The organism is Arthrobacter sp. TJ-263 (assembly GCF_058269155.1).
The window spans coordinates 435,101-460,797 of the sequence record NZ_JBZCNE010000001.1; the positions used below are offsets into that span (position 1 = coordinate 435,101).

28 protein-coding genes and 1 pseudogene are annotated in these 25,697 nt (G+C 65.5%); 15 read left to right on the forward strand and 14 right to left on the reverse strand.

The window, feature by feature from the left end; genetic code table 11:
- Nucleotides 1-332: 332 nt before the first annotated feature.
- The 3 genes from AC4D2F_RS02010 to AC4D2F_RS02020 all read right to left on the reverse strand — a co-directional run bounded on the left by AC4D2F_RS02010 (nucleotide 333) and on the right by AC4D2F_RS02020 (nucleotide 2,061).
- The gene (locus AC4D2F_RS02010; protein WP_490909306.1) at nucleotides 333-1,379 is read right to left on the reverse strand and encodes an SRPBCC family protein; all 1,047 of its coding nucleotides are present in this window, start codon (nucleotides 1,377-1,379) and stop codon (nucleotides 333-335) included.
- Nucleotides 1,376-1,621, reverse strand: coding sequence for a hypothetical protein (locus AC4D2F_RS02015; RefSeq protein WP_490909307.1), 246 nt, complete (start codon nucleotides 1,619-1,621; stop codon nucleotides 1,376-1,378). The genes AC4D2F_RS02010 and AC4D2F_RS02015 overlap by 4 nt, the downstream gene beginning before the upstream one ends.
- Nucleotides 1,622-1,776: 155 nt before the next feature.
- On the reverse strand, nucleotides 1,777-2,061 hold the full coding sequence (locus tag AC4D2F_RS02020) for a hypothetical protein (protein ID WP_490909308.1): 285 nt from the start codon (nucleotides 2,059-2,061) through the stop codon (nucleotides 1,777-1,779).
- Nucleotides 2,062-2,214: 153 nt separating this feature from the next.
- Between AC4D2F_RS02020 and AC4D2F_RS02025 the strand changes: the two genes are divergently transcribed.
- The 3 genes and pseudogenes from AC4D2F_RS02025 to AC4D2F_RS02035 all read left to right on the forward strand — a co-directional run.
- Nucleotides 2,215-2,415, forward strand: coding sequence for a hypothetical protein (locus AC4D2F_RS02025; protein ID WP_146067361.1), 201 nt, complete (start codon nucleotides 2,215-2,217; stop codon nucleotides 2,413-2,415).
- 694 nt (nucleotides 2,416-3,109) lie between these two features.
- A complete protein-coding gene (locus AC4D2F_RS02030; protein ID WP_490909309.1) occupies nucleotides 3,110-3,862 on the forward strand; it encodes a DUF72 domain-containing protein in 753 nt (250 codons plus the stop codon).
- A 482-nt stretch (nucleotides 3,863-4,344) separates the two neighbouring features.
- Nucleotides 4,345-4,560, forward strand: a pseudogene (locus AC4D2F_RS02035) (RidA family protein); the annotation flags it as partial.
- A 361-nt stretch (nucleotides 4,561-4,921) separates the two neighbouring features.
- On the opposite strand, the gene AC4D2F_RS02040 reads toward AC4D2F_RS02035, so the two are convergent.
- Entirely contained in the window at nucleotides 4,922-6,151 is a 1,230-nt protein-coding gene (locus AC4D2F_RS02040) for a GGDEF domain-containing protein (protein ID WP_490909310.1), read from the reverse strand.
- Nucleotides 6,152-6,530: 379 nt separating this feature from the next.
- Here AC4D2F_RS02040 and AC4D2F_RS02045 point away from each other — a divergent pair, with 379 nt between their 5' ends.
- The 5 genes from AC4D2F_RS02045 to AC4D2F_RS02065 all read left to right on the forward strand — a co-directional run bounded on the left by AC4D2F_RS02045 (nucleotide 6,531) and on the right by AC4D2F_RS02065 (nucleotide 8,895).
- A complete protein-coding gene (locus AC4D2F_RS02045) occupies nucleotides 6,531-6,902 on the forward strand; it encodes a DUF6226 family protein (protein ID WP_490909311.1) in 372 nt (123 codons plus the stop codon).
- 85 nt (nucleotides 6,903-6,987) lie between these two features.
- Nucleotides 6,988-7,365: a hypothetical protein gene (locus AC4D2F_RS02050; RefSeq protein WP_490909312.1), complete on the forward strand. Its 378-nt coding sequence runs from the start codon at nucleotides 6,988-6,990 to the stop codon at nucleotides 7,363-7,365.
- 342 nt (nucleotides 7,366-7,707) lie between these two features.
- Nucleotides 7,708-7,836: a hypothetical protein gene (locus tag AC4D2F_RS02055; RefSeq protein ID WP_258069807.1), complete on the forward strand. Its 129-nt coding sequence runs from the start codon at nucleotides 7,708-7,710 to the stop codon at nucleotides 7,834-7,836.
- Nucleotides 7,787-8,542 carry a GAF and ANTAR domain-containing protein gene (locus tag AC4D2F_RS02060; RefSeq protein WP_490909313.1) on the forward strand — a complete coding sequence of 252 codons (756 nt, stop codon included), beginning with the start codon at nucleotides 7,787-7,789 and terminating at the stop codon, nucleotides 8,540-8,542. The genes AC4D2F_RS02055 and AC4D2F_RS02060 overlap by 50 nt, the downstream gene beginning before the upstream one ends.
- A gap of 68 nt (nucleotides 8,543-8,610) precedes the next feature.
- A complete protein-coding gene (locus tag AC4D2F_RS02065) occupies nucleotides 8,611-8,895 on the forward strand; it encodes a hypothetical protein (RefSeq protein ID WP_490909314.1) in 285 nt (94 codons plus the stop codon).
- Nucleotides 8,896-9,258: 363 nt separating this feature from the next.
- Here the strand turns inward: AC4D2F_RS02065 and AC4D2F_RS02070 are convergent, their stop codons facing one another.
- The 4 genes from AC4D2F_RS02070 to AC4D2F_RS02085 are packed head-to-tail and all read right to left on the reverse strand — an operon-like array spanning nucleotide 9,259 to nucleotide 13,170.
- Nucleotides 9,259-10,023 carry an SDR family NAD(P)-dependent oxidoreductase gene (locus AC4D2F_RS02070; RefSeq protein WP_104164926.1) on the reverse strand — a complete coding sequence of 255 codons (765 nt, stop codon included), beginning with the start codon at nucleotides 10,021-10,023 and terminating at the stop codon, nucleotides 9,259-9,261.
- Complete coding sequence (locus AC4D2F_RS02075) at nucleotides 10,007-10,741, reverse strand: FadR/GntR family transcriptional regulator (RefSeq protein WP_490909315.1); 735 nt, start codon at nucleotides 10,739-10,741, stop codon at nucleotides 10,007-10,009. The genes AC4D2F_RS02070 and AC4D2F_RS02075 overlap by 17 nt, the downstream gene beginning before the upstream one ends.
- Entirely contained in the window at nucleotides 10,719-11,699 is a 981-nt protein-coding gene (locus tag AC4D2F_RS02080; RefSeq protein ID WP_490910508.1) for an NAD(P)-dependent oxidoreductase, read from the reverse strand. The genes AC4D2F_RS02075 and AC4D2F_RS02080 overlap by 23 nt, the downstream gene beginning before the upstream one ends.
- Nucleotides 11,692-13,170: a four-carbon acid sugar kinase family protein gene (locus AC4D2F_RS02085; protein WP_490909316.1), complete on the reverse strand. Its 1,479-nt coding sequence runs from the start codon at nucleotides 13,168-13,170 to the stop codon at nucleotides 11,692-11,694. The genes AC4D2F_RS02080 and AC4D2F_RS02085 overlap by 8 nt, the downstream gene beginning before the upstream one ends.
- 147 nt (nucleotides 13,171-13,317) lie before the next feature.
- Between AC4D2F_RS02085 and AC4D2F_RS02090 the strand changes: the two genes are divergently transcribed.
- Complete coding sequence (locus AC4D2F_RS02090; protein ID WP_490909317.1) at nucleotides 13,318-14,823, forward strand: GntP family permease; 1,506 nt, start codon at nucleotides 13,318-13,320, stop codon at nucleotides 14,821-14,823.
- Between the two features lie 406 nt (nucleotides 14,824-15,229).
- On the opposite strand, the gene AC4D2F_RS02095 is transcribed toward AC4D2F_RS02090, so the two are convergent.
- Nucleotides 15,230-15,568, reverse strand: coding sequence for a histone-like nucleoid-structuring protein Lsr2 (locus AC4D2F_RS02095; RefSeq protein ID WP_104164933.1), 339 nt, complete (start codon nucleotides 15,566-15,568; stop codon nucleotides 15,230-15,232).
- Nucleotides 15,569-15,973: 405 nt separating this feature from the next.
- Here AC4D2F_RS02095 and AC4D2F_RS02100 point away from each other — a divergent pair, with 405 nt between their 5' ends.
- Nucleotides 15,974-16,369: a phage holin family protein gene (locus AC4D2F_RS02100; protein WP_490909318.1), complete on the forward strand. Its 396-nt coding sequence runs from the start codon at nucleotides 15,974-15,976 to the stop codon at nucleotides 16,367-16,369.
- Between the two features lie 45 nt (nucleotides 16,370-16,414).
- Nucleotides 16,415-17,515 (forward strand): hypothetical protein, encoded by a 1,101-nt coding sequence (locus tag AC4D2F_RS02105; RefSeq protein ID WP_490909319.1) that lies wholly within the window; start codon nucleotides 16,415-16,417, stop codon nucleotides 17,513-17,515.
- Between the two features lie 174 nt (nucleotides 17,516-17,689).
- Here AC4D2F_RS02105 and AC4D2F_RS02110 read toward each other — a convergent pair whose 3' ends face one another.
- Nucleotides 17,690-18,418: a hypothetical protein gene (locus tag AC4D2F_RS02110; protein WP_490909320.1), complete on the reverse strand. Its 729-nt coding sequence runs from the start codon at nucleotides 18,416-18,418 to the stop codon at nucleotides 17,690-17,692.
- Between the two features lie 883 nt (nucleotides 18,419-19,301).
- Between AC4D2F_RS02110 and AC4D2F_RS02115 the strand changes: the two genes are divergently transcribed.
- On the forward strand, nucleotides 19,302-20,780 hold the full coding sequence (locus tag AC4D2F_RS02115) for a glutamine synthetase beta-grasp domain-containing protein (RefSeq protein WP_490909321.1): 1,479 nt from the start codon (nucleotides 19,302-19,304) through the stop codon (nucleotides 20,778-20,780).
- Between the two features lie 156 nt (nucleotides 20,781-20,936).
- On the opposite strand, the gene AC4D2F_RS02120 is transcribed toward AC4D2F_RS02115, so the two are convergent.
- Both AC4D2F_RS02120 and AC4D2F_RS02125 read right to left on the reverse strand, forming a co-directional pair.
- Nucleotides 20,937-21,224, reverse strand: coding sequence for a hypothetical protein (locus AC4D2F_RS02120; RefSeq protein ID WP_490909322.1), 288 nt, complete (start codon nucleotides 21,222-21,224; stop codon nucleotides 20,937-20,939).
- A gap of 404 nt (nucleotides 21,225-21,628) precedes the next feature.
- Nucleotides 21,629-22,177 (reverse strand): TetR/AcrR family transcriptional regulator, encoded by a 549-nt coding sequence (locus AC4D2F_RS02125; protein ID WP_490909323.1) that lies wholly within the window; start codon nucleotides 22,175-22,177, stop codon nucleotides 21,629-21,631.
- A 57-nt stretch (nucleotides 22,178-22,234) separates the two neighbouring features.
- Between AC4D2F_RS02125 and AC4D2F_RS02130 the strand changes: the two genes are divergently transcribed.
- The gene (locus tag AC4D2F_RS02130) at nucleotides 22,235-23,086 is read left to right on the forward strand and encodes an SDR family NAD(P)-dependent oxidoreductase (RefSeq protein ID WP_490909324.1); all 852 of its coding nucleotides are present in this window, start codon (nucleotides 22,235-22,237) and stop codon (nucleotides 23,084-23,086) included.
- On the opposite strand, the gene AC4D2F_RS02135 is transcribed toward AC4D2F_RS02130, so the two are convergent.
- Both AC4D2F_RS02135 and AC4D2F_RS02140 read right to left on the reverse strand, forming a co-directional pair.
- Nucleotides 23,065-23,712, reverse strand: coding sequence for a response regulator (locus tag AC4D2F_RS02135; protein WP_490909325.1), 648 nt, complete (start codon nucleotides 23,710-23,712; stop codon nucleotides 23,065-23,067). The genes AC4D2F_RS02130 and AC4D2F_RS02135 overlap by 22 nt on opposite strands.
- Complete coding sequence (locus AC4D2F_RS02140) at nucleotides 23,709-24,857, reverse strand: sensor histidine kinase (protein ID WP_490909326.1); 1,149 nt, start codon at nucleotides 24,855-24,857, stop codon at nucleotides 23,709-23,711. Before AC4D2F_RS02140 ends, AC4D2F_RS02135 begins: the two co-directional genes overlap by 4 nt.
- A 162-nt stretch (nucleotides 24,858-25,019) precedes the next feature.
- Here AC4D2F_RS02140 and AC4D2F_RS02145 point away from each other — a divergent pair, with 162 nt between their 5' ends.
- Entirely contained in the window at nucleotides 25,020-25,526 is a 507-nt protein-coding gene (locus tag AC4D2F_RS02145) for a DUF6326 family protein (RefSeq protein WP_490909327.1), read from the forward strand.
- Nucleotides 25,527-25,553: 27 nt separating this feature from the next.
- Entirely contained in the window at nucleotides 25,554-25,691 is a 138-nt protein-coding gene (locus tag AC4D2F_RS02150; protein ID WP_490909328.1) for a hypothetical protein, read from the forward strand.
- Nucleotides 25,692-25,697: the final 6 nt, after the last annotated feature.

Consider the following 25,697-nt stretch of genomic DNA (forward strand, 5'->3'; position numbering starts at 1 on the left):
GGTTCACGCCACAACGGCGCAGGAGGTTCACGCCGAGGTAGCGCTGGGTGCTGAAGGACTATCGGTGGACCCACTAGCGCGTGGTCCGGTTGCTGGGGCGTTGGCCCCAGCGACTTCACGCGGATCATCCGACTGGTGATGCACTTCTGGTGGATCCGAGCTGGGATCTGGACATGGATCTGGTAGATCCTATGGCCTCAGCCTTCCTAACGCCCCTCTCGGCTCCGGTGAGGGTGATCTGCTCGGCGCTGTGGTGCCACCGCTACCCGGGTATTCCTGATCGAGTGGTTAAACCTTGAATATCGTTTCGGGTCGGGATCGTGCCGGGGTGATCAGGTTCGGCGGAAGGTGCGGCTGATGGAGCCGCTGATCTGGGAGAGTCTGACCCAGATCAGGAAGCGTTGGAGGGGTCGCAGCCCTGGGCTGAGGAGGAATCGCCAGCCCCGGCGTCGGGCCCAGGTCATTCCGGTGGTCAGTTGCGTTCCGCCCGTGGTGGGCGTGAGGTCGAAGGACGTGACGATCGGCAGGCTCGTCGTGGAGTCCGGGTGTGTGAATCGCCAGCTGATGTGTGTGTGCTGGTCCGCTCGGATGAGCTCGAGTGTCCTACGGCGGAACCTGTCGCTGACCTTGAGTGGTTTGCCGTTCGGGTGGGTTGTCTGCGCGTATGCCGTCCACACCCCGCCTACCTGCGCCCTCTGGTCGCCTGGTTCGGCGGTGGTGGTCGGTTCGGCAGCAGAGTCGGTGGTGTTGGTGGGACTTTCGACGGTACCGATGGCTGGTTCCCATTCGGGTATCCGAGCCGGGTCGGACAGGAGAGCCCAGACGTCCTCGACTGGTGCTGGTATGAAGGACTCGCTGACTCCGCTGAGCTTGCCTCGGTGAGGTGCACGGTCCTCTTCACCTGTCGTCACCATCGCCGGGTTGCGGGCGAGTTCAGTAAGGACCGCGGCCGGTGTCGTGTTGAGCCGCCGCAGCAGGTCCGCGATCAGCCCGCTGGGTTCATTCATCAGTTCGCGCAGAACTGCGGAAGCATCCGCGGTCCGGCCCTTCCTGCCGGCCCGACCAATGAGGTCCGAGGCGCGTTTGGACCACGCATACCCACCCGTCTCGTGGAAGACGATGTCCCCCGAGGGTGGCAGGTCGGCACTGATTCCAAGGGACGCGATCTGGTCCTTCTGATGTTCCTCCACGGCGGCGCGAGCAGTATGCACGGTGATGCCCAGTTCGCGAAGGACCTGGCCGGCGGGCTGGTCGTTGAGTACCAGGGCCAGGAACAGGTCCTCGAGGTCCGCTTCACGCAAGCCCCTCCGGGAGGCTTCCTCCATCGCGATCAACGAGAGGCTCTGGCTGGTCGTCGCATACCGGGTGAATCTACTCATGCTCGCCTCCTGGGGCCGAGGATCGAAGGATCAACGCGCCTGGCGTACTTTTTATGGACCGCCTGGCGGGTAACCCCGAGGGCATCCGAAATCACCTGCCAACTCATCCCGGCGCGCAGTGCGGCCTCTACCTGGCGAAGCTCCAGGGAGTCCGCCAGAACACGCAGGGATGCCACCGCCCGCAGACCAGCACGAGGATCAGAAGTATCCGCCGCGGTGACCGCAACGTGTGATGACTCCATGATGTCAACCTAAGTTGCTTCAACGAGCGTTGTCAACGCAGGTTGCGATCCTGGGCAATCATGAGTGCGGTGAGGACCGTTCACGGGGCGGTTCGGCTACGGTCCTCGAAGCGCCCGCCTTTGTTGCTCGCTATGCCCCGTTGTCGGGCTTAGCGTTAGCGGCGGTTCCGTGTCCGGGCGTACCGGCGGGCGATGTCGTTCAGGGCGAGGGTGGCGATGATGATCGATACCGCGACGGCGGCCAGGCCGATGTAGAGCCCGGTGAGCATTGCCATCGGCGAACGCGCGTCGGTCAGGATTCCGATCCCGCCGATCGCTCCGGCCACCCAGAACATGGCGACTGCGACGACCGCGATGATGGACGGCAGAGCGCCCCGGTTGTCCTTGAGCCAGTGTGCCGGCTGCCGGTGCCACTCAGACCTGTCACAGACACCGGTCATCACCACAAACAACCGGCAGAAGACTTTTTACAGGGCATCCACCGGCGAGTGCTGCGCCCATTCGTGCTACATCGCCGTCACGACCGGTGCAAGACCTTACGACGGCGCCCGCCGAGACTGCCGAAGGCGTTCGGAAGGGCCTACCCTCGGGACATGGAACCACCCTCCAAAGATCATCACCTGCAGGACCTGGGCAGCACCGACGGGACTGACCCGGCCGATTCCGGCCAGGTTCAGAACGATCCACCAGCCGACGCCGACCCGTCGCCCGAGACCCTGGCCGGGAACCTCGGGTTCGAGGGCTCGGCGGACAGCCCGACGGGTGATGACCGTTTTACAGGCGGCTCGCATTGACCTGAGACCGGGGCTGCGAGGGTATTCGGGCCAGAGTCACCGAGAATCTGGCGTTCGCGGAACCACGACCCACCCCGGGTGTCGGTGTGTGCGGTGAGGGATTCCGGTCCTCGCTCTCGGCTGTCTCCGCCGCACCGGTGGTTCCCACGACGGGACAGTTCGCTCCTGCCCCTTTGCGTCGAGGGGTACCTCGGAGACCAGTTCGATGAGCCCATTGAGGGTCCATGAGTGCTGTGCCACAGCGCTCAGGTGTCCCGTCGAATTGTCTCGCATCCCTACTGCTGTCATTTTGATGCCGCTCTCGTTCGCCGTGGCGATCGCCTTCACCTTCCCCGCTTCCTCGGGCTCCGCGAGGTCGTGCTTCTTGGCCGTCAGTCGCGAAAGGCACGACCATGACGGACGCTTCCGGCAGCCATCGCCCGCGCATCCTCGAGCAGAATCATGACGAAACTGTCAGCGGACGGCAACGCATCAGTTGCACTGGGTACACCGAACGCAACTGAGCAGATCGACTCGGGCGATGTTGCTCCAGGGTCCCTTACGGCTTTCGCAACAGAAGCGTTCGAGGGTCTACATACGATGCAATGTCGGGCCGCTGGCTCGTTCCTTTTGGGGATGTTGTCCGGGGCGTGGATGACGGCACCTGCTACGTCGCGATGGTGGGAGCGAAGGGCGCATCAGTAGTGTGGGGAAGGTGAGCGGCATCCGCATTGGCACCTCCGGCTGGAGTTATGACCACTGGAACGGCATCTGCTATCCGCAGGGAACCCCGCCGGCGAAGCGCTTGGACCATTACGCGGCACGCTTCGACACGGTGGAGCTGAACGCCAGTTTCTATCGCTGGCCGCGCGATACGACCTTCGCCGGGTGGCGGCGTCGCCTTCCCCCCGGGTTCGCGCTGTCCGTGAAGGCGCCCCGCGGGCTGACGCACGGGAAGAAATTGTACGCGCCGGAGGTCTGGATCGAGCGGGTCGCCCGCTGTTGGCATGAGCTGGGCGACCGTCGGGCCGTCCTGCTCGTCCAACTCCCGCCGGCGATGGAGCGCGATGACGCCCGCCTCGACTACTTCCTGTCCCGCGTGCCGGGGTGGATTCGTGTAGCGGTGGAGTTCCGCCATCCGAGCTGGGACGACGACGCCGTCTACGGCCTGCTCGGGCGCCACCAGGCCGCCTACTGCGTGATGAGCGGCGCCGGGCTGCCGTGCATCCTGAAGGCGACGGCGCCCTTCGTGTACGTACGGTTGCACGGACCGGACCATGAGCATCTCTATGCGGGTTCATACTCGGACGCGGACCTGCGCTGGTGGGCGGACCGGATCCTGGAGTGGCACGGCGACGGCCGGGACGCGTATGTGTACTTCAATAACGATGGCGGCGGCAACGCGGTGCGGAACGCGGAGACGCTACGGGCACTGGTCCGAGCAGGAGACCCGCCTACCGGCAGGTGACCCGCTCATCCAGTCGATTTCCCGTGCCACTCCGACGCAAGGATGACCTCAGGAATCCTCTCGCAGGCGTCCTCGTAGTGGCTTCTTGGAACAGATCCCGCTAACGAGCGTCGAAGAAGCTGATCCGACCGCTATCGGGGGCCACCTGCAGCTTCCCTTCGTCTCTCACCACTGGATAGGAAGCCTTTCTCACTCGGTCGAGCGGGAGATGGCAGCACCTTAGGCGACATCGGGGTGGGTGCAGACGGGCGCGGTGGATTTTTTTCGGCTTCCGCCTGGCCGGAGAGTCGTTGGCGCGAAAGGTAATGCACATGTCGGCGAGTTCGATGGGGATGCTCCTCCCCGTCAGCGGAGGCCATATTGGCTGCAGGTTCAGAACAAGCTCGACGAAGTGGGAGGCTAGGGGTCATCCACATGACAGAAAGTAAAGCTCGATGGCTTCCGCTGTAACCCTGATCCGCTCGACCGCCCTTTCTGACAGGGTGGCATTGGATGAGGCCGGCGCGACTCTCGAGGATGTGATCAGCACACGCGTCCTCGTGGCGACCACCGATCGCGCCGACCTGATGACCGCGTGGGGTGTTGTACGCGACAGGTTCGACGAACACGACGTGCCAAGCACGCTACTAGGCGTGACAGTTCTTGGGTACGAGCACCAGCTCGTAGAAATTGAAGCCGTAGCTGCCGTCCGTGACTGATGCATAGCGGCGCCCCTTGAAGCGATCCGCCGATGGGCACTCGGTCGGTGTCAGCTGATGGCTTGTTGAGCAAGGCGCAGAACATGGTCGGTCATGTCCGGGTCCGCGGGTTCGGCGGTGGAGAGAATCAGTGACGCCGCAAGAAGTCCGTTGACTGCTGTCACCCTCAGTGCACGCTGCCAGCGAGAGGACTGCGGCTACGATGACGCTCTTGTGCAGCCTGAAGGTCTCGACGCCACGAACACTGAGTTAGCCAGGGTGCGGCAACCCTACCAGTGCGGACCCAGAGTGCTTGGGTGAGCGGTGCAGCGGCCGACCTTGTTTCGTGTTGCTCATGTAGGCCCGCGAGTTTCTTCCCTTTTCAGGGCTGGTCGGGCGATGGAGTGTTCGTGTGGGGGCCGGTCGTGGACCTGTCATCGAGGGACTGGGGGCGTTGGGGTGACCGGGCGCGTTCGTGGTGGGCGGGATGGGCTTGGAGCGCACGATCGCGTCCGGCGGTTTTCGCTTCGTAGAGCGCAGTATCAGCGGCAGCGATGGCGGTCTGCAGTCGGTCGGGTCCGGGTGGGAGGGCTGCTATCCCGTAGCTGATGGTCGGCAGGGGGAAGTCGAAGGCGGGTTGCATGGAGCGCAGGGTCCGGCTGATCTGGCCACTGACCAGTTCTCCGGTGTCCGGGGTTGCACCGGGCAGCAGGAGGATGAATTCTTCTCCGCCGTAGCGGCCGACCAGATCTGTTGACCGGATGGCGCGGGTGCACGCTGCCGCTGCGGCCTGGAGGACGGCATCTCCTGCAGGATGTCCGTAGGTGTCGTTGATCTGTTTGAAGTGGTCCATGTCGGCCAGGATCAGGGTGCACGGTGTGTCTCTGGAATGCGGCCGCCGGATCTCGGCGGTGGCGAGGTCGAGGAACCCGCGCCGGTTCAGAATCTGGGTGAGGTCGTCGTGGCTGGCCTGGGCTCTGAGGTCACGGAGGGCTTGTTCGGTGCTGAGCGTGGCCATGGTGAAGGACACGATGAGCAGCAGCACGATGGTGAACATGGTTGTCGGTACCGTGCCGAAGTAGGTGGTGAACGCGTAGGAGTCGGGCCCTGCCACCAGGAAAGTGATCCACCGGCCGAAATAGTAGAAGCCGAGAAGGCCAGAGGCTACGCCCAGCGGGCGTTGGGTCGTGGTGATGTCCGGCTTCAGCCGCCAGGTCTCGACGGAGGCCAGCGCGATGTAGAAGGTCATGAAGCCGAGCAGGAACCCTCCTGCGGACCACGTGTTCGTCGAGGGACTGTCGAGGGCGGACGCGAGGATCGTGATGATCGGCGGTGCAAGGATCAGCCAGCGCCGTGGAGGCAGTGCCCGCAGCACTCTCGCCCCGCCCCACACGCAGGCGGCTCCTGCGACGAGGAGCGCGTTGCCCGTGGGATTGGCCCACACCTGATGGTGTGTCCCGTCGAGCAGGTAGAGGGCCGTCCCGGTGAGGAAGCAGGCAATGGCCGCACACCACCACTTGCTGTAGGTCGATTGTTGCTGGCGGACACTGACTCCGTAGAACAGCACCAGCAGGGTCAACGCGATCAGCCCGAACGCGACCTGGAGGGTCACCACATCCAGTCTCACCCGACCTCCCGTCCTGTCAGGTCCACCACGACCCCACGAAAGTGATCCGGCCAAGGATCAGACAGGTGATCAGCGGGGCGATCGGGTCGCTGGTCGGGCATGGCTTCGGTGTCCTTTCCCCACTGATGGTGGGCATCAGTATTCCACTAGCCAGTTACCAGGGGTCGTGTGGGGAGCGCAGGGTCCACGTCCCGCACGGTTACACCGACCTGCCGAGGAACAGGGTGAGATCTACGAGCCGACCATGCGGAAGTAGTGATCGGGGGCGGCCGATCGCTGACTCAGCGGCCGTGTCCCAGTCAGGATCATTACGGACTTGGAAGGGAGTGCTTCGATCGAGTCTCAGCGACGTTAGCGTATGGCGATGAGTGAGTATCGACGCCCTCAGTTCCCGGTCGCAACCTACCTCAGAGAGCAGGGCGACGTGATCGACTACGGCCATCGGTGGAAAGACCTTCCTCCGGATGAGGCGTATTCGCGAGCGGAGGAGGACATCCTCGACGCAATCCGTATCGTGCCGAACGGTTCGGACGAAGCGCCTCTCACTTCTGTCCTCACTCCGTTCCCCGGCGTGTTCCTCCATGCCGGTTCACTCCACGATTTCCACTTTCCTGACTGCGGATGCGATGCCTGCGATGAGGACGTGGAGGCGGTTGCCACAGAACTGGAGTGGACCGTACGCACGGTGGTCTCCGGCGGGTACTCAGAACGTTTCGACCCATGGCCCGCGCGCTGAATTGAAGGATCGCTCACTGCTCGATTCCAGCGATACGAGTACGGGAGGGGTGCCCATATCCAAGCGAGTCAGTACCCTCTCGGGTATGACCGCTTGCTCCGTATTGCGTTGTCTGGAGTCGGGATCGACCTCGGTGACTTTGGCGCCCTACTCGGGCCGCGAAGTGCCGGTCTGCGCCGCGCACAAGACGAAGCTGGACGACGGCGCCCCCTGGATGGCCAATCCCGGTACGCCGACGGGAGCTTTGAGGGAGGCGGCTGGTTCCGTTGACGTCACGATTCTGATGGGCCAGGACCTCCCGGACGAGCCACGGGTGAAGGACCTTGGTCTGAGTCCGACCATCGGCAGCGAGATCGGCTTCTCGGTGGGCCTGGTCATCGTTACACCGGAGGGTGAGCAGCAGGTCACCTTCTGGCTCACCGAGGACCAGGGTAGGTTGCTTGGATTTTGGCTCAGCGAGTAGCACTGCGGTTCCCGCGGGTGGATCGTCGCCGGGACGACCTTCAGGCGATGTTTCCCAGTCTGCCGAGGGAACCCGAGCCTCGATCGTTCTGTAGGCGTAGCCGTCCTGATCGACGACCTCCCACTCGAAGTCGACAGTCTCTATCCAGAACTGGAGTTGACGCCGCAGTCCTGCTCTTCATCGAACAGGAACTACCCACCACTTCGATATTCGAACCTTATCCTGCTGGTAGCGCACTCCTGGTAGGCAGCGCGGGGAACAGGCTCCGCGGGAAACTTCTCCCAGTGGTGCGGGTGCGGCTGTACAGTTCGTAGCAGATGTTGCGTGAGCGGGGATTTGTCCGTGAGCGGAACTATCGGGTTGAGCAGCCAGCCCCTTCCCGGCAGGGTGCGACCCCTGTGCAGGACAGTTGAGGCCCTCCATGAATACCTCCGCACCCTCCTCCTCATCGTCGTCCCCGCTCCCGCCTGAGTTGTTGGCGATTTTCGGGCGAACCAACGGTCACCTCCTCACAGAGCAGACCGCCCACAACGCGGTCGATGGCTTGGCCGAGATCGCCCGCGACATCATCGGCGCCGCCGAGGGCGCCGGCGTCAGCCTGATCAACACGGACGGCACCCGTATGAGCGTGGGCGCGACCGACCCGCGCGTGCTCGAAGCCGATGACCAGCAGTACGAGCTCGGCCAAGGACCCTGCATGAGCGCCTGGGTGTCGGGTGAGCCCGTGTACATCGCCGACACCCACACCGATCAGCGGTGGCAGGAGTGGACGACCGCGGTGGCACCCCTTGGTGTCCGCTCCTGCCTCAGCGTGCCCCTGCTGGACAAACCGACAGGCCTCGGGGCGATGAAGGTCTACTCGAACACCGTCGACGCGTTCTCGGGCAAGGACCGGCGGCTGCTGATCAACCTCGCCCGCTCCGCCGCGACCCTCCTCGACCATATCCAGGCCAGCGACACCCCCCAGCGGATCAGCAACGACGTCAAAGCGTCCCTGGCCGAACGGGACACCATCGGAGTCGCCCGCGGCATCCTGATGGAACGCCTTGGTGTGGACCGGCAGGCAGCCATGAACCACCTGATCGACCTCGCCACCGACGCGAACACCACCATCGGCTTCATGGCTGCCATCATCAGTGAACGTCAGGACGACACCGAGCCCACCCCTGATCCGTGATGTCCAAGCACACCCCTGAAGAACAACGACAGCGCACACTGCACGCCATCCACAGCAGTGGACTCGGGGTGCAGAGCGTATGGGTCCGCTACTTCTCCTTCACCGGGGACGTCGACGAGTTCGAGGTCAACGCCTACCTCAACGGGCTGATCACCCTGACACCCCTGGATCGGGACCTCGTGTCCCTTGCGGTCAACGAACTCATCGCCGAAAGACTCCCACCGACCGCCCCCTACAGCAACGACTCCGAGGACCCGGACGAACCGGATACTCTGGTCGCCCTGGATGTCCTCGATGACCGCGAGAACGGAAATGAGGACGGCGGAGGGCCGGGCGCATCGGGCAATACATAGAACGATACGCCGCGGTCGGCGTGAGGAATCGTTCCACCTCGCTTTGGCTACAGGGGCACCTCAGGGGTTCTGTCGCTATCGACTTCTCCCCTATGAACCAGCACGCGTTCGGTTCTCGCCCCGGGCCCTGGCAGAGAACCGCTCTTTGCCGTTCCACCAGGGGATTCCGTGCCATACACACCCAGTCACACCAATTCAGGCGTGCCTCGCCGACTTCCTGACAGGTCCTCGAACCTCGCACCGACGGGGCGAGAGAAGCACACCGCCGCGCCTGCCAGGATGACCACGGCAACCGAACCGATCGTCGGGTAGCCCGGAGCACCACGAGGCGACTGCTCACATCCGCGCCGCGTCGCCGGAGGCTCAGGAGATCTGCAGGCCACCGTTGATGTCGTAGGTGGCGGCGGTGATGTATCCGGCGTCGGGTCCCACCAGGAAGCAGATCAGAGCGGCGATGTCGTCGACGGTACCCACCCGGCCCATCAGGATGTCCCTGGACATGTCCTGCTTGCGTTCCTCGGTGAGGGTGCCGCCCATGATATCGGTGTCCACCGGTCCGGGAGCGACGGCGTTGACGGTGATGCCGTGTTCCCCCATCTCACGCGCCAGCGCACGGGTGAAGCCGATGATGCCGGCCTTCGAGGCGCTGTAGGCCACCTTCGAGTAGGTGCCGCCGCCCCGCTGCGCCGAAATGGAGGAGATGCTGACCACGCGGCCGAGCTTGCGTTCGATCATGCCGTGCAGGACACGCTGCGTGACCAGGAACGTCCCGGTCATGTTGACCGCGAACACGCGGTCCCAGGCTTTCTTGGTCTCCTGCATGAACTCGGTGGGAGAACTGATCCCGGCAAGGTTCACCAGCGCGACGATGGGCGGCACCGAGGCTTCGACGGTGGTCAGTGCTGCATCGACCGACGCCTCGTCGGAGACATCGGCTGCAACGCCGACCGTCTGCACGCCGTGTCGCTGTGCGATCTCCGACGCGGCCTCTTCGGCCGCTGTGCCGTCGATGTCGAGGATCGCGATGGACCAGCCGTCGCGGGCCAGCCGGTCGGCCGTCGCGCGGCCGATGCCGCGGGCCGAGGCCGCACCGGTGAGGACTGCTGTGCGTTCAGTCGGAAAAGTCACGTGAGCTCCTGGTGTTGTTCTTCTGGTGGATGAAGTGTTCGTAGTCGTCGTACGTCTGGTTGATGTGGTCCTGCATCGCCTTGCGCGCCACCTCCGGGTTCCGGGTACGGATCGCCTCCAGCACCAGCGCGTGATGGGCGATGGCGTGTTGCTGCACCTCACGGAAGGACGAGGTCTCCCGCCGCATCGTGTACAGCAACTGGCTGAGCGGTCCGAGGATCACCGGCAGGAACGGGTTTGCCGAGGCCCTGAAGATCGCCTCATGGAACGCGATGTCCGTCGCGGTGACAGCGTCGAGGTCGTTCGCCCCGTGGGCCGCCTGCAGCCCGGCATTCGCTGCCTCCATCACGGCCAGGTCCTCGTCGGTAGCATGCATCGCGGCCAGCTCGGCGGCACCGGTCTCCACCATCCGCCGGATCTCCAGCAGACGCAGCGCGACATCGGGGGAATCGGCGGTGGTCGACGCGTACCTGAGGATGGCCTTCACATCGGTCCACTGGGCAGCAGGATTCACGTAGGTCCCGAGGCCCCGCTTGATCTGCACCACGTGCTGCGCCTGGAGCTGCTTGAGCGCCTCGCGCACCGTCAGCCGGCTGACATCGAGGAAAGCCGCGAGGTCGTTCTCCGGGGGGAGTGTCGCGCCGGGAGGGTATGTGCCGTCGATGATCTGTCCGAGGATGTCATCGAACACCGATTCAGCGAGCGGTTTCCGTGCCATCGGTGTCCTCTCCATCGGCGCCCGTTCCGGTGGCGTGCATTTCGATGGCGTCCACTGCGGCGGAACGCCGCTGTGGCGCGACCACCCTGATCACCGACGAATCGTCGGCGTTGCCCAGGCCCTGCGTCTGCCCGAGCAGGAACAGCTGCTCGGCCGCCGCAGCGACCGGCGCGGCAAGTCCTGCCGTCCGGGCTGCCTTCCCGACAATGCCGAGGTCCTTGACGAAGATGTCCAGCCGGCTCAGTACGTCGGCGTCGCCGTCGTATCCCTGCACCATGCGCGGTCCGCGGTTGGAGAGCATGAACGACGCCGCTGCTCCCGTCTCCAGTGCAGCCAGGGCCTGCAGCTGGTCCAGCCCGAGCGCGTCGGCAAGAGCCAGGGCTTCGGCGGCCGCGGCGATGTGTACGCCGCAGAGCAACTGGTTCACCGTCTTCATGGCCTGGCCGTCGCCGGCCTTGCCGCCCACGACCATCAATGTCGAGGCGAGCCGCTCGAGCACCGGACGGGCGGTGTCCAGGGCCGACGGATCGGCACCCACCACGATGAGCAGATCGCCTTCGCCGGCCCGCGCCGGCCCGCCGGACAGCGGTGCGTCGACCAGCGCCACACCCAGGGCCCCGAGCCGCTCGGTCCAGGAAGCGACGGCGTCCATCCCCACGGTGCTGGTCATCACGACGACGGCGCCCGGTGCGAGGACGGGGGCCACCCCGTCGTCCCCGAAGAGGACACCCTCCACCTGGGCTGCGTCACGGACCGCAAGCAGGACGATCCCGGCGTCGACGACTGCGTCGGCGGCCGTCCTGGCGCAGGTCAGGCCGGTCTTCTCAGCCCTCTCCCGCGAGGACGGCATCGGGTCGTACCCGGTGACGGTGAACGCGCCGGCCAGCCGGGTCGCCATCGGCAGGCCCATCGCACCGAGGCCCAGGACGGCGACCTTCGTGTGTTCGGAATCAGACATCATGGGAGGCACCCGTCGTTGAGGCGGAACTCGTCGCGGGGGAGCGGAGGATCTCCACCACGTCGGCAAGGGAATCATCGGTGCCGACGTTGCCGGCGAAGACGACGAACGGGATGGAGCGCGCCGGGCCATCGGCCGGTTGCCAGAGGGACACGATGCCCGGCAGCATCGGCCCGCGCACCAGCGCACGGCGGATCGACAGCCCGTGCGCGGCGACGTCGGAGGAGGTGATGCCGCCCTTGGCGATGACGAAGCGCACAGGAGCCGTGGCGATGGTGGACCGGACGACGTCGACCACTGCCCGCGAGATGGTGCGGGCGAACTCGAGGCTCTGCTCCGGATCGTCGGACCGGACCAGACGGCGGCTGGTGTGCAGGACGACCTCGCTGGTGGAGAGGCCTTCGACGACGGCTCGCACCGCCTCAACCACCGCTGTGTCCCGCTCTGCGGGATCGAGGACGGCTTCGACGTCGAGCTCCACGAGTCGGGCCTCGGGCCGCCGCGCCACCAGTGCGTCCAACTGCCGGGTGGCCAGTCCCACGTGCGAGCCCACCACGACCAGTCCACCCGAAGCGGGGGCGTCGTGGCCGGCGAAGACGTCCGCGGCCGTCAGTGGTGCGCGCTCGCGCTGGCCGATCCGTGCACGGACGAACGGCGGGCCCACCCGATAGAGCAGCTTCTTACCGCGACGTTCCGATTCCTCGAGGCCCAGGGCGAGTGCCCGGAGGTCGTCCTCGGTGACGGCGTCGACCACGATGGGGACGGCATCGGCTGCCCGGGCCAGGGCGTCGGCGATGCCCTCCGCACCGGAGCGGATGATCGACAGGTCGAGCCGGATGACGGCGTCGGCCGAACCGCCGGTCTTCTCGGCCACGTAGTCGCCCAGGTCCGACGACACGAACCCGAAGGTGGCATCCCGGGCGAATTCGGTGTCGGCGACGGGAACGACGGCGCCGTCGTCGCCCCGCAGGTAGTGGACCCCGCCGATGGTGATGCGGCCGGCGTCGGGAAAGGCCGGCACCATCACGACGCCGTCGGTCCCGGTGCCCGCGAGCGCCAGTAGAGTGGCGCCGATGACGTCGGTCTCGAGCGGGAAGTGGCCGCGGAGGGTCGAGTCGCTGCGGCTGACGAACCCGATGGTGACTCCCGCAGCCGTGGCGGCGGTGAGGGAGTTCGTGACGATCTCCCGATTGCGCGACGCCGTGGTTTCCGGGTCGAGGCTGCGGGTGTTGGTGAGGACGTACACCGCCGGTGCCGGTGCACCGTCGATGCGCTGGTCGAAGGCCCACGCGAAGTCGCTCGGCGCCCAGGAGGTGAGGACCGGCAGGTCGGCGACGGACTGCGTGCCGGTCGGGTCGTCGTCGAGAACTACCAGGATCCGCCCGGAGGCCTTGACGGCGGCGGCGATCACCGCCGGTTCGATGGCGCGGACGGTCGGGTAGCCGCTGAGCAACTCTTCTTCGAGTATCACTGATTCGCACTTTCGTCACCGGGTATCCGCCACAGAACACTTGTCAGATGTCATATGTCCAGTGCTAGTGTGACATGCAGCACAGTGCCCGTCAAAGTGCCGAGCAGGTCAGTGCTACCCACCTGAGAGGGCAACGAGGCTTGCTCAGTGACCGAGGAGCAGTACGTGGATATACAACTTCTTTTGGCGCTCGTCCTGGGTATCGCCACCATCATCGTGTTGGTGCTGAAGACCCGGCTTGATGCGTTCGTAGCACTCTTGATCGCGGCCCTGGTGACCGGCATGGTGGCCGGCCAGGCGCCGCTGGATATCGTTTCGTCGATCACGACGGGCTTCGGCAACACCCTGGCGTCGATCGGTATCGTGATCGGCCTGGGCGTCGGGATCGGCAAGATCCTCGAGGTCTCGGGGGCCGCCAATTCGTTGGCCTTGGCCTTCCTGAAGCTCTTCGGCAAAGGCCGCGAGCCGTGGGCACTGGGCAGTGTGGGCGCTCTGGTGTCCATCCCGGTGTTCTGTGACTCCGGCTACGTCATCATGAACCCCTTGGCCCGTTCGATCGCCCGGGTCAAACGCGCCGGGTACATCACCCTCGCGCTGGCCCTCGGCTGCGGCATGACGCTGACCCACCACATGGTGCCACCGACGCCCGGCCCGCTGGCCGTCGCCGGCATCCTCGGGGCCGACCTCGGAGCGTTGATCCTTGCGGGTCTCGTCTTCACGGTCCTGCTGTTGCCCATCGTGGTTTTCTACGCCAAGTGGATGGGGCCGAAGATCGAGCCATCCATGAACGAATCGGTCCGTGAGGCCGTCTACGGCACGGCTCACGCCAGGACCGGAGGCCGCGGCGGGACTGCTGTTGCGGAGCACGACGGCGGCGCCGGCGCTGGTGACGATACTCCGTCGATGGACGTCGACAACACCGCCCTCGGTACACCTCCCACGGGCGCCAAGCCTCACCGGGTCGGCGCTTTCGTTGCATCGCTGCCGTTGCTGGTCCCGTTGCTCCTGATCATCCTCAACACGGTCAGTGGTGCGATCGACCAGTCCAACCAGGGCGTCGTCGGCACGGGGGAGTACACCCCGTCGTCCTGGGCAATTCCACTGGCGTTCATCGGCAATCCGGTGGTTGCGCTGATCATCGGCGTCATCCTCGCCGTCTACGTCCTGCTGCCACGCTGGACTCCGCGCGCAAAGGTGCAGGGCTGGTTCGCCGAGGCAGCTGCCTCGGCCGGCCTGATTCTTCTCATCACCGGTGCAGGTGGTGCACTCGGCCAGGTGCTGCGTAGCTCGGGTGTGGGCGATGCCCTCGCAGAGGCCATTGCCGGTACTCCACTGCCGGCGTTCCTGGTGCCGTTCCTCATCGCCACCCTGGTCCGCATCGCTCAGGGCTCGGGCACAGTGGCCATGATCACTGCCGCATCGGTGACGGCGCCGCTGGTAAGTTCGCTCGGCATCGACCCCATCGTCGCGGCCCTGGCATGCACGGCAGGTTCGATGGTGTTCAGCTACTTCAACGATTCCTACTTCTGGGTCGTGACCCGCTTTGCCGGCCTTGACGGCGTCGCAGCGCTCAAGGGTTGGTCAGGCATCACGACGGCGGTGTGGGCCGGTTCGATCCCACTCCTGTTCATTGCCAACGCGATCCTCGGCTGATCCAACGGGATCCACCGACGGTGGCCGGGCGGCTCGGGTATGTAACCGAGCCTTCCGGCCACTGCTGTTGGACGGGTCATCCGTCAGTACCCCGGCACCAACAGGGCGAACCGACTTCCACGAAGATCTCGCCACGCGACGAGAGGTCGATGCTGCACCCGTACCGGCTCCTCGATGACTGCCCTCGAGCTCTCCGACGACGAGGACCTGATCGGGCGCGGCCGGCCCGTCGAGTGCTGGCGGGATCTGCTGGAAGGCGACCAGGAGTAGCTGCAGCGCACCGAGCGGGAGATGGCGGCCGCCGTCGGACTCGTCCGCCACGAGGCGGATCCTGGCATGACTCGCATCCGCCCCATCGGCCGGGCCTCGCCGTTCATCGGACTACGTGGAGCCGCCGGTAGGGGGTCTAGTGCGCTTCGTTATAGGCGTCGAGAATGGACTGGGTGATACGTCCCCGGGTGCTGGGGTTGTAGCCGTTGTCCTGTGCCCACTGGCGGATCTGCTGGGTGTCCTCACGCTTGGACCGGTTCGTGGACGCCCTGGACGTCGAAGCTTTCTGGCCCTTCCGGCCGGTCGCCTTGCGCGCCTTGTCCACGTACTCGGTGAGGGTTGAGCGGAATCTCTCCGCGTTGTCCGTGGTCAGGTCGATTTCGTACTCCGTGCCATCGACCCCGAAACGGACGGTTTCCTGGGCGATCTCCCCGTTGAGGTCATCGACCAGTTCGACCTGTACGCGCTGTGCCATTTTTTGTTTCTCCTGAAATCATCGAGATGAATTAGTGAACCTTATTCATCGACTCTATCGCGGCGCGAATATGTGGCGCACATCCTTGAATTACCTGAAAATCATCTGTGACTACTCGGATACGCGCGAGAAGTCACAGCAGGTGCTTGACCAGAAGGCGGCCGAAAGCCCGGGATGTCTTATTGAGAGCGCTGACATGACAAGCACAAAGTTCCCTCGACCCGCGGTCAGCGGGGGGCCGTTGCAGTTCACCGCCCCACCGGTGGTCGCCACGTCCTGGCCCACCTGGTCCCGGTCGGTAGAACTGCCCACCCCGCTCGATCAGATTCACCCGGAGTGGGCGACGCGTGATCGCTCGAGAGTCTGGAGTCTGGGACGAAAAGCTCGACAAGATCGGACCTCGGAATGATTCGTTTCTTGATACACATTCTGATCAATCTCGTGACGGCAGCGATCGGGCTGCTCCTCGCGGGTTGGATCGTCCCCGGTGTGGAGCTGCAGCCGACCGGTTTCATCGTTGCTGTGGTCGTCTTCGCCCTCGCCCAGGGTGTGCTCGGACCGTTCGTGTTCAACGTCGCCCGGCAATACGCGTCGGCCATCCTTGGAGGAATTGGGCTGGTCACCACGCTGATCGCTCTGGCAATCGCGTCCTTGTTCGATGGCGGGCTTTCGATCAGCGGCTTCATGGCGTGGGTGGGCGCCACCCTCCTGGTCTGGATTGTGACTGCTCTCGGCGGGTGGATTCTGGGGTGGCTGTTCATCACCCGCCGCCTCGGAAAAAAGAGTGAGGCCGCCCAGTAGCCGAGCCGCACCACTCTCGTCCTCATTGTTCTCGCGTTGTTCTCCATGGCGCAGCTCGCCTGCGACACTTACCGTATGATGGATGAGCCCACAGGTTGGCAGGAAGTTCCTAGCCCGCAATGGCTCATCCGCGTCAATCTCACGGAACCGATCGCCGTCATCCGGCGAAGCGGCGAATCTGATAGGACGATTACCTGGCCCGATCTTCCCGTCGGGTTGCTCGGCCTTCATGTGAGGATCGTGCCCGCCCCTGACGGCGCCTGGGTCCTCTACATGCCCGTCGAGAAGGATGGATATGAAACATCGCACAACGGGGCGACGGCCCTCCACATCTCACCCGATGGGATTCTCACCCCTTTCTCCGACCTCGGACACGCCCATTGCCTCGGTACGACCCGGCACGGTTTGTGGCTCTCGGTCGGGCACTGGGACGCCGACGTAGACACGGAAGCAGATTGGCTCACCGACCGTGACCTCCTGGTCCTGGACGCGAACGGAGGAACTCACCGTTTGACCGCCGACCGGATGCCCGCTGCCGCCTTCGAGGATGATCAGTCAGCGCACCTGGTGGTCTATACGTCGGCCCCTGACGCGTCCCACGATGGGCACGGCGGCGCCTCGTACACCTACCGCTTCTCACAGATCGACCTGCCTGCCGGCGCCCTTCCCACGACGCTTCACATCACCGAGCACCAGGCCGTCCCCGTCGAGGACGACGACATGCCGGGGAGATCCAGAGACGAGGGGCCTGAAACGCATCCCATCACCATGGATGATCCTCGTGCCTCATGGACCCTGGTTGAGCTTCCATCCGAGCAGAAGAAGGCTGCGATCGAGGCGGCCTGCACGGAGTTCGCCCATCTCGACTCGTACTGGACAGCGCCCTCGGGAGCCAAGACCCCCCTGTCGGACGGCCTCAGCGGGACGCGTGTCGACGTCGTCGGTGCGTGGCCCGCCACCCGGGTCGAGGTGAGCTTCACTCACCCCCACTATCCGGACGGGCGACTACGGCGGGCCTACCGGGTCTTCGACGACGCGGGCCGCATCAAGCCAACAGAGTTCGCAGCGATCCACCTCATGGAGGACCTGGATACCCGGGATCTTCCCCCGGTCACGAACGCGCACAACACCATCCTGGACATCTGAGTCCGTCCCTACGGCAAGCAAACTACTCGACCCTGTCCCGAGGTCGCTCCGATGGCACAGCTCCGGAACCGTCCTGTGGATCACAACGACGACCGGCGTGTTCCTGGCAGCGCTGATTCGAGACCCAGGGAGCGGCGATGTGTCTGGCCTGCGTCCAATGGGCCTCTTGCCCCGTCACGGAAGGGAAGATCCATGCGAGGTATCACCTATTGATCCACGCCCATAGTCGCGCGCGGCTCCAGCTGCGGAGTCTCGACGGAAGGCGCTCCCTGCTATCCACGCTCCGGCTCCTGCTACGAGCAGAGCGCCGAGCGGCTGCGTGGGAAGCGTTGCACCGGTGGTCGCAAGCCCCAGAACGACCCCCAGGACGTAGAAGATGAGCGCGGACACGATCCACAGCCCGCCCGCCCCCTTCGGGAGAGTGCCGGAACGCCAGATAGCGACGCCGAGGAGTAGGTTGCCCACCAGCGCGAGCAGGAGGCCCAGGAGGAACGTCCCCGTCAAGGCATCGGGAAACTCCACCTGCATGACGTCGGGCATCCCCGACAGGTATGCCCGACCAAGGGCCGGTGTTGCGAACGTGGAGATCACTGCCGGCACCATCAACAACGCATGACCGAGGACGGTCACGACCATGGCGGGCAGGGCCAATCGGCCCGTACTTGCGGGAGCCAAATAGCAGCCCAGGGCGAATACGCCGAAGATGGCCAGTATTGTGCCGCCGGTGCTGCCGATGAGGTGACTGGCGAGGTAGGAGGGGGAGGTGACGAACTGCGCCCATGCCTCGGGATCGGTTGTCTGGTCGGGCTGGGCCTTGATGGAGGACCATGCGGTGAGCAGCCCGTAAGCGGGCAAGGTCACCAAACCGGCTTTCACCCACTTGACGCTCAGTCGGGATCGCATGAGGGGTACTTCCTTCCTTTCGGTTGTCGGTTGTTGTGATCGACACCCGCCGGGGACGAGGTTCCCGAGGACCGGCCCAACGCCGGCACTGCCGATCCCCGATGACACCGAGGCGAGGCGGCGTAGCCACCTTCTTCGATGAACTCGCTCACGCACCCGACACACCCGGCATCTTGGTGTCCGGTGGTGATGAACCAGGGGCTGGAGGTCATTCCCCTGACGGGGTAGGTGCTGTTCGCCATGATGGCGCTCTTCTCGATGATGGGAGCCGCCCCTCGATCAGCGGCGTGTGACGACGATACGCCCAGGGGAATGGCGGTGCGAGGACCCGCCGGGGTGAATCTGCGAGACCGGTGCATCCTGCGCGCGACCCGGCGATCCGACGTCAGAGCCCCGGTCGACATCTCCGACCTGGGCGCCGTCGCATCCAGGACTGACTCGCATGATTCGTTGCGGAAGCAGGTCGAGTAGAAGCCCGATTCCCCACAGTGGGAACGAGTAATTTCGCCTTCCCCTTGACCTTTCCCTCCCTATCCGTGATCAACTAGTCAGCAGGCTTACTAGTTGGTCAAGAAGCCGGCCAATGCTTGAGCCTCTCGGGCAGGAGTCGGGATCGTCTGGTGCATCAATCCGACTCCTGCCCCTGTTCCTACCCTCGACCCCTCCTGCCGGCGAGAAATCACCGGCGACCATGCGAAGGTCGAGCGTGCCAGGAACCTCGAAGCTGAAGACCACGCTTCGATCACGGGCGGCCGGCCATGCCAGGAGGACATGTGGTGTCACCGGCTCGACAAGCGGCCGGCGCTTCTCGCAGGTCCGACCGGTCACGGTAGCGCTTCTCTTGGCGCTGGTGGAACGCACCTTGGCGCTGGTAGTAAGGAGTATGACCATCGACGCGTTCGAACCTCACCCCATCGTCCGCCTGCTCGGCAAGCCCTCGGCCGACTTCACCGGCGGCGACCTCGTGCGGGCGATCGAACAGTTGGGGCTGCACCAGGTGAACCTGCGCTACGTCGGCGGCGACGGGCGCCTGAAGACTCTGGCCTTCCCCATCAATTCGCGCGAGCACCTCATCGAGGTGCTGACGCGGGGTGAGCGTGTGGACGGCTCGAGTGTCTTTGCCGGTACCGATACCGGTAGCAGTGACGTCTACATCGTTCCGCGTCACCGCACCGCCTTCGTCAATCCCTTTGGAGAGCGGCCCTCGCTCGACGTGTTGTGCTCCTTCTATGACGAGTTCGGGAAGCCGCTGCCCTACGCGCGCGAGCAGGTTGTGCGTCGTGCTGCCGAGGTGCTGACGCAGGAGACCGGCGTGACGCTCGAAGCCTTCGGCGAGTTGGAGTACTACCTCGTGGACGAGCCCGAGCGCATCTACCCCGTCGAGGAGGAGCGCGGCTATCAGGAATCGGGACCTTTCTCCAAAGGAGAGGAAATCCGAGAGCAGGTGCTGGGTCACCTCTGCGCCATGGGGGTCCCGTTGAAGTACGCCCACGGCGAAGTCGGCAACATCCTCGAGGACGACCGGCAGCTGGTCCAGCACGAGATCGAGCTCCAACCCGTGCCCTTGGAGCAGGCAGCCGACAACCTCGTCCTGGCGAAGTGGGTGGTGCGCGAGGTCGCCCATGCTCACGGTCTCGAGGTGACCTTCGCCCCGTCGGTGAGCGGCGAGGGTGCAGGGAACGGCCTGCACATCCACAGTCGGCTGGTGCGCGACGGTGCCAGCACCATCGTCGGCACGGAGGGGATCAACGACACGGGGCGTCGCCTGATCGCCGGCTACCTCTCGGCAGCCAGAGCACTGACCGCATTCGGTAACACGGTCCCCACGTCCTACCTGCGATTCACCGACGGTGGCGAGTCGCCCGAGGGCATCTGCTGGGGTGAGAGAGACCGCTCCGGTCTGGTCCGGGTCCCGCTCGCCTGGGGCGGGGATGTGCTGGCCGGGATGGTCGCCCACGCCAATCCTGGCAGCACCGAGCCCGTCCCCGAACCCGCCACGCACCCCCAGACCGTCGAGCTCCGGCTCGGCGACGGCTCCGCCGACGTTCATCTGCTGCTGGCCGGCATGGCCGTCGCGGCGAAGCGCGGGCTGGGTGATCCCGGGAGCCTGGAGCTGGCCGAGCGGCTCAGCACCGCCAACCACGACGACTTCGAGCAACTGCCGACCTCGTGCGCGGAGTCGGCCGACGTGCTCGAGGCCGAGCGCGAGATGTTCGAGGCCGACGGCGTCTTCCCCGAGGCGCTCATCGACGCCTTGCTCGTGGGCCTACGCGACGCCGACGACGCCACGCCGGACGGGGAGCTTGCGAAGGACGAGGCTGCTCGGGAGGAGCTCATTCGTCGTTACTGGCACGTCGGCTGAGCTCGCCTGGTTTCCTAGAGGCCCGCCCTGAGGCTCGGGCGACGGGACGGTGCCCTGCATCGACGGATCCGCGGTCTTGCTGCACGGCCGTTTCGACCCCCGGTGGAGCGGCCAAACCGGCTACCGTGCATCGCCGCGCAACGGACTGCTTGCACGTCAGCCCGAGCAGCGCTCCTGCAGCTGCCGGGCTTTGCGCACCACACTGATCAGTGATTCGTCGCCCTGCCGGAAGTTCTCTACGGCATCACGGAGCTCAGTGATCTGGCTGGAAAGCTCCGGCGGGGCTGTTCTGGCGATCTCATCGATCTCGAGCAGCAGTCCCAGCGGGTCTGTGCCTAGCTGTTCTGGTGCTGTGCGCACCATGTCGACGATGCGAGCACATGCGTCGTCGACGGTGTCGACGGCCGCGTCGGTGGCCGGCTCGCCGGAGGGTGCCGAACTCATCGGTGATTCTGCAGCGGGTTGCCGGGCATCGGGTGGTGGATCGGCGAACGAGCAGCTCGTGAGGACCAGCAGCACGGCGGTCGTGGACAGGGCACGGGCCACCCTGGATCGGGTAGCACGCAGCGTCGGCACGACGATTCTCCTGGTCGGATCAGTAACGCGGTCAGTCAACGCATCATGAGCGTGTCCCATCCTACTGTTGATCACCCCGAAACTGTCCCGCACCTGATCTCGGAGTCAGAGATTCGCCCCTGCAAGACCTGACGCATACTCGAAGATCTGCGTCTCCATCCACGGGCTCCCATGACGCGACACCCAGCTGTACCAGGTGAGCGGACGCTGATCCGCTCCGTGGGTACACTGCTCGCCATACCTGCTACGCCGAGCACACCTCGGCGCCAAGGTCAGCTCGTACTGAAGGCGCCCAGCACTCGGTCGACATGATCTTCTGCCCAGGAGTGGTCGAGGGCCCCGCTGCGTAACAGCCAGCGGTGAAGGAGGGGTCCGAGAAGGAGTTCCGCTGACTCATCGGCTCTCTTGACCCCACTGTGCCGGAGACGTTCGGCGACTGCCTGCATCTGGGGTTCGAGCAGTATCTCGCGGTATTGGGTCGCCAGAGTCATGTCGGTCTGGATCGCGGCCGTGACTGCACGTAGCAGCGGCTCCGCCACCGGATCGGAAAGCTCGGCAATCGTCTCCTGTACCAGCCGGATGAGGTCGTTCTCCAGATCGCCGCTGTCCGGCACAACGAGGATGCCGTCGGGGCTCTGGCTGCGCGCCAGGAGGGCGTCGAACAGGATCGCCCCTGTCGACGGCCAGCTGCGGTAGAGCGTCTGCTTGCCCACGCCAGCCCGTGAAGCCACACCTTCCATCGTGAGCCTGGCGAAGCCTTCATGCGAAGCGAGAGAGAGCACCGCTTCGTGGACGCGAGCACGCGTTCTTCTATTGGCCATCGACCCACCCTAGTTCAAGAACGAGACGGTTCGTCTCGTTTTGGGTATCCTGCGACCATGACAACCTCGCAGACCTGGATGATCACGGGAGCCGGACGCGGGCTCGGGCGCGCCATGACACTTGCCGCGTTGGAAGAAGGACATACGGTGATTGCCACCGTCAGAGGCGAGCACTCCCTGCCCGCGCACGACCGGCTGCGCGTCCACCGGCTCGACGTCCGCGACCGCTCCGCCGCGGCGGCCTCCGTCGACGTCGCTGTCGCGGAATCCGGGCGCCTGGACGTTCTGGTGAACAACGCCGGCTACGGTCTTGTCGGAGCGATCGAGGAAGCGTCCGAAGAGGAGGTCCGGGAGCTCCTCGACACAAATCTTCTCGGTCCCCTGTGGCTCTGCCAGGCTGCGCTTCCCGTGATGCGGAAGCAGAGGGGCGGCCATATCGTCCAGATCTCGACGGTCGGCGCCGTGGGGACGATGCCGACTCTCGGTCTCTACAACGCGGCGAAGTGGGGCCTCGAGGGATGGACCGAGGCGATGGCCGCCGAGGTCGCCGCCTTCGGGGTCCGGGTGACCATCGTCCAGCCCGGCTCGATCGACACCGATTGGGCCGGCAGCAGCATGCGGTTCGCGGAACCGATGCGCCCCTACGACGACCTCCGCAGGACTCTTTTCGGGACACCCGAGGTCCCGTGGCCGGTCGACGGTACCGCCGGAGGAACAGCGCCTGCCGACATCGCCGCAGCGGTCCTCGCCCACGTTGCCGATAACGACGCCGGTAGGCTCCGACTCCTTGCCGGTGACGACGCGCCCGGCCAGGTGCAGGCAGCGTTGGAAAGACGCCGACAGAACTACGCGCTCGACCCGCGCTGGGAACGGATCGAGCAGGGAGCTCAGGTGCGGCCGGTCTCATGAGCCCACATGGCGAGCTCGACCCGATTACGCGCGCCGAGCTTGCGCATCAGGCTGGCCAGATGAGTCTTGACGGTGCTGGGACTGATGTGGAGATCGGCGGCGATCTCACTGTTGGTTCGTCCCTGCGCCACGGTGAGGAGCACTTGCTCCTCACGGGACGTGAGCGGTTCCATCGGCTGCGCGGATGGTCCCTTCTGCGATCTGGTAAACGCCGCAAGGAGGCGGACGGTGACGCTGGGAGCGATCAGGGCATCACCATCGGCTGCAGCGTGGATCGCCTGGGTCAGCAGCGCAGGTCCGGCGTCCTTGAGCAGGAAGCCCCGGGCACCGGCCTTCAACGCCCCATGGACGTACTCGTCGAGGTCGAAAGTGGTGATCACGATGATCGGCAGGGGGTCGGCGACTTCGGGTCCGGCGAGCTGGCGGGTGGCTTCGATACCGTCCATCAACGGCATGCGGATGTCGAACAGGCACACGTCCGGGTGCAACTGACGCGCCAGGCCCACCGCCTGTCGCCCATCGGTGGCGGTGCCCACGACCTCGATGTCGGGCTGGGCGTTCAGCAGCATCGTCAGGCCGGTGCGCACAATGTCCTGGTCGTCGGCGACAAGCACCCGGATGGTCATCGGGGAGCGCCCGCTCGGGGCAGCATCGCCTCGACCCGCCAGCCACCGCCCGCGCTCGGGCCGGCGTGGAACGTGCCACCCAGCAGCGTGGCGCGTTCCCGCATACCGACCAGGCCGTAACCCGACGGGCTGCCGCCGGCTGCACTGATGGCACCATCGTCATCGACCGTCAATTGCACCCGCTCGGCGTCACCCACGACACGCACGGCAACCCGCGTCGCGTAGCGGGCGTGCCGTCGCGCGTTCGTGACCGACTCCTGGGTCAGGCGGTAGAGCGCGGCCCCGACCGCGGGGCTGAGATCGTCGAGTTCACCGGACAGCTCCACGTGGACCTGTGGCCCTCCCTCGGCTCGACCGGCGAGACGCCCGAGGTCGGCCACGCCCCGGCGTGGCGCGAAGTCCGCCCCCTCGGAGGCGCGCAGGACACCGACCATCGTGCGCAACTCGGTCAGCGTTCGCGAGGCGGCGTCCTCGATGACGGCAAGGACCTCAGTGGCACGCTCGGGGTGCGACGTTGCGACGGCACGTCCGGCCTGGGCCTGGATGGCGATGCCGGAGACGTGGTGGGCGACCGTGTCGTGGAGGTCACGTGCCAGCTGCTCGCGCTCCCGGGCTTTGGCCTCGTCGATGTCGCGAGTGCGCGTGTACGCGTGGTAGCGGATTGCAGCGCCCAGCGCTGCGGCGAACAGGAAGAAGGCGTATGCAGCCACCGTATCTGCCGGGCTGGTCAGGTCGGCGACGTGGGTGATGACCAGCCAGACCAGGATGACTCCCAGGCCGATGGCGGCCTCACGGCCGGCTCCCCACCGGAACAGCGCGTAGGTCAGGACGAGCACGCCCGAGATGCTCATCAGCAGCGGAGCCTCCTCGCCCGCGAGGATCCTCGCGACGTCGACAGCCGTCAGAGTGCCGAAGGAGATCGCGACCGCCGCCAGGGGGTGAGTGCGGCGCCACCACAGGGGAGCAAGGACCACGAATACGACGGCGAGCACCAGCGGGCGCGACGTCAGGTCCTCGCGGAGCACCACCTCCACCACGGACCACGCCAGGAGCACCGCGACGAGCGCCCCGTCCCGCCACACCCGCCGCGGGGGGTCCGCAGGTCGAGGCTCCGACCACAACGAGCGCAGCACCTTCGTCACCATCTGTCCAGCGTAGGGCCAGCGCGGCAGCGGCGGATCAGCCGAAAGCACGAGGGAGAGACCATGCCATCGGCCGGGCGAACTCCGGCCTCCGGGACGATGTGCGGGCCGCCGGGCTCAGCGATCGTGGAACTGCCGATCCCCACTACAACAACGGAGCCCATCATGAGAACACGTCAACCCACCATGACCGCACTGGAGAACCAGCGGATCCCGGTGCAGGCCAAGCTCGCTGCCGCCTGGACCAGCTTGATGTTCTTCGTTATCTACGTCGACTACTTCCACCTCTACAAGCCCGGCGCCATCGACCAGATCCGGGGTGGCGAGATCTTCGAGTTCGACATCACCCCGACGTTGTTGACCATTTTCGTCGCGGTCATAGGCATCTCGGCCCTGATGATCCTGCTCTCCATGACGCTGCCCACCGGGGTGAACCGCGCCACGAACCTCGTCGTGGCATCGCTCTACATCCCCGTCATGGTGTTCAACGCGGTAGGTGAGTCCTGGGAATGGGCCTCCTTCTACGGCCTTTCCATCGGAATCGAGGTGCTGATCCTGGCCTTCATCCTGCGCTCCGCCTGGACCTGGCCCCACACCGCACCGTCAGCGACCATGCCGACCATGCCGACCAGCCCGGACCGTGAAGCCGTTCGCGCCCAGCAGCAAGCGTGACCCCAAGAGCAGTCCACGACGACGCGCTTGATCACGGACTGGACCGGCCTGGCCGGGGCCGTGACCGAGCGCGTCGGCGGGTTCTCCCTCGGCCTGAGCCGACACCTGGGCATCGCCGCCACCACCCCGAAACATCGGCGGCGACGCGTCGCCCTTCAGGGGTGATGATCC

Coding starts and splice junctions, on each gene's coding strand:
- AC4D2F_RS02010 (WP_490909306.1), bottom strand. CDS start 1,379: ATGAGTAGATTCACCCGGTATGCGACGACCAGCCAGAGCCTCTCGTTG.
- AC4D2F_RS02015 (WP_490909307.1), bottom strand. CDS start 1,621: ATGGAGTCATCACACGTTGCGGTCACCGCGGCGGATACTTCTGATCCT.
- AC4D2F_RS02020 (WP_490909308.1), bottom strand. CDS start 2,061: ATGACCGGTGTCTGTGACAGGTCTGAGTGGCACCGGCAGCCGGCACAC.
- AC4D2F_RS02025 (WP_146067361.1), top strand. CDS start 2,215: ATGGAACCACCCTCCAAAGATCATCACCTGCAGGACCTGGGCAGCACC.
- AC4D2F_RS02045 (WP_490909311.1), top strand. CDS start 6,531: ATGAGTGAGTATCGACGCCCTCAGTTCCCGGTCGCAACCTACCTCAGA.
- AC4D2F_RS02050 (WP_490909312.1), top strand. CDS start 6,988: ATGACCGCTTGCTCCGTATTGCGTTGTCTGGAGTCGGGATCGACCTCG.
- AC4D2F_RS02060 (WP_490909313.1), top strand. CDS start 7,787: ATGAATACCTCCGCACCCTCCTCCTCATCGTCGTCCCCGCTCCCGCCT.
- AC4D2F_RS02075 (WP_490909315.1), bottom strand. CDS start 10,741: ATGGCACGGAAACCGCTCGCTGAATCGGTGTTCGATGACATCCTCGGA.
- AC4D2F_RS02080 (WP_490910508.1), bottom strand. CDS start 11,699: ATGTCTGATTCCGAACACACGAAGGTCGCCGTCCTGGGCCTCGGTGCG.
- AC4D2F_RS02095 (WP_104164933.1), bottom strand. CDS start 15,568: ATGGCACAGCGCGTACAGGTCGAACTGGTCGATGACCTCAACGGGGAG.
- AC4D2F_RS02100 (WP_490909318.1), top strand. CDS start 15,974: ATGATTCGTTTCTTGATACACATTCTGATCAATCTCGTGACGGCAGCG.
- AC4D2F_RS02105 (WP_490909319.1), top strand. CDS start 16,415: ATGGCGCAGCTCGCCTGCGACACTTACCGTATGATGGATGAGCCCACA.
- AC4D2F_RS02110 (WP_490909320.1), bottom strand. CDS start 18,418: ATGCGATCCCGACTGAGCGTCAAGTGGGTGAAAGCCGGTTTGGTGACC.
- AC4D2F_RS02115 (WP_490909321.1), top strand. CDS start 19,302: ATGACCATCGACGCGTTCGAACCTCACCCCATCGTCCGCCTGCTCGGC.
- AC4D2F_RS02120 (WP_490909322.1), bottom strand. CDS start 21,224: ATGAGTTCGGCACCCTCCGGCGAGCCGGCCACCGACGCGGCCGTCGAC.
- AC4D2F_RS02125 (WP_490909323.1), bottom strand. CDS start 22,177: ATGGCCAATAGAAGAACGCGTGCTCGCGTCCACGAAGCGGTGCTCTCT.
- AC4D2F_RS02130 (WP_490909324.1), top strand. CDS start 22,235: ATGACAACCTCGCAGACCTGGATGATCACGGGAGCCGGACGCGGGCTC.
- AC4D2F_RS02135 (WP_490909325.1), bottom strand. CDS start 23,712: ATGACCATCCGGGTGCTTGTCGCCGACGACCAGGACATTGTGCGCACC.
- AC4D2F_RS02140 (WP_490909326.1), bottom strand. CDS start 24,857: ATGGTGACGAAGGTGCTGCGCTCGTTGTGGTCGGAGCCTCGACCTGCG.
- AC4D2F_RS02145 (WP_490909327.1), top strand. CDS start 25,020: ATGAGAACACGTCAACCCACCATGACCGCACTGGAGAACCAGCGGATC.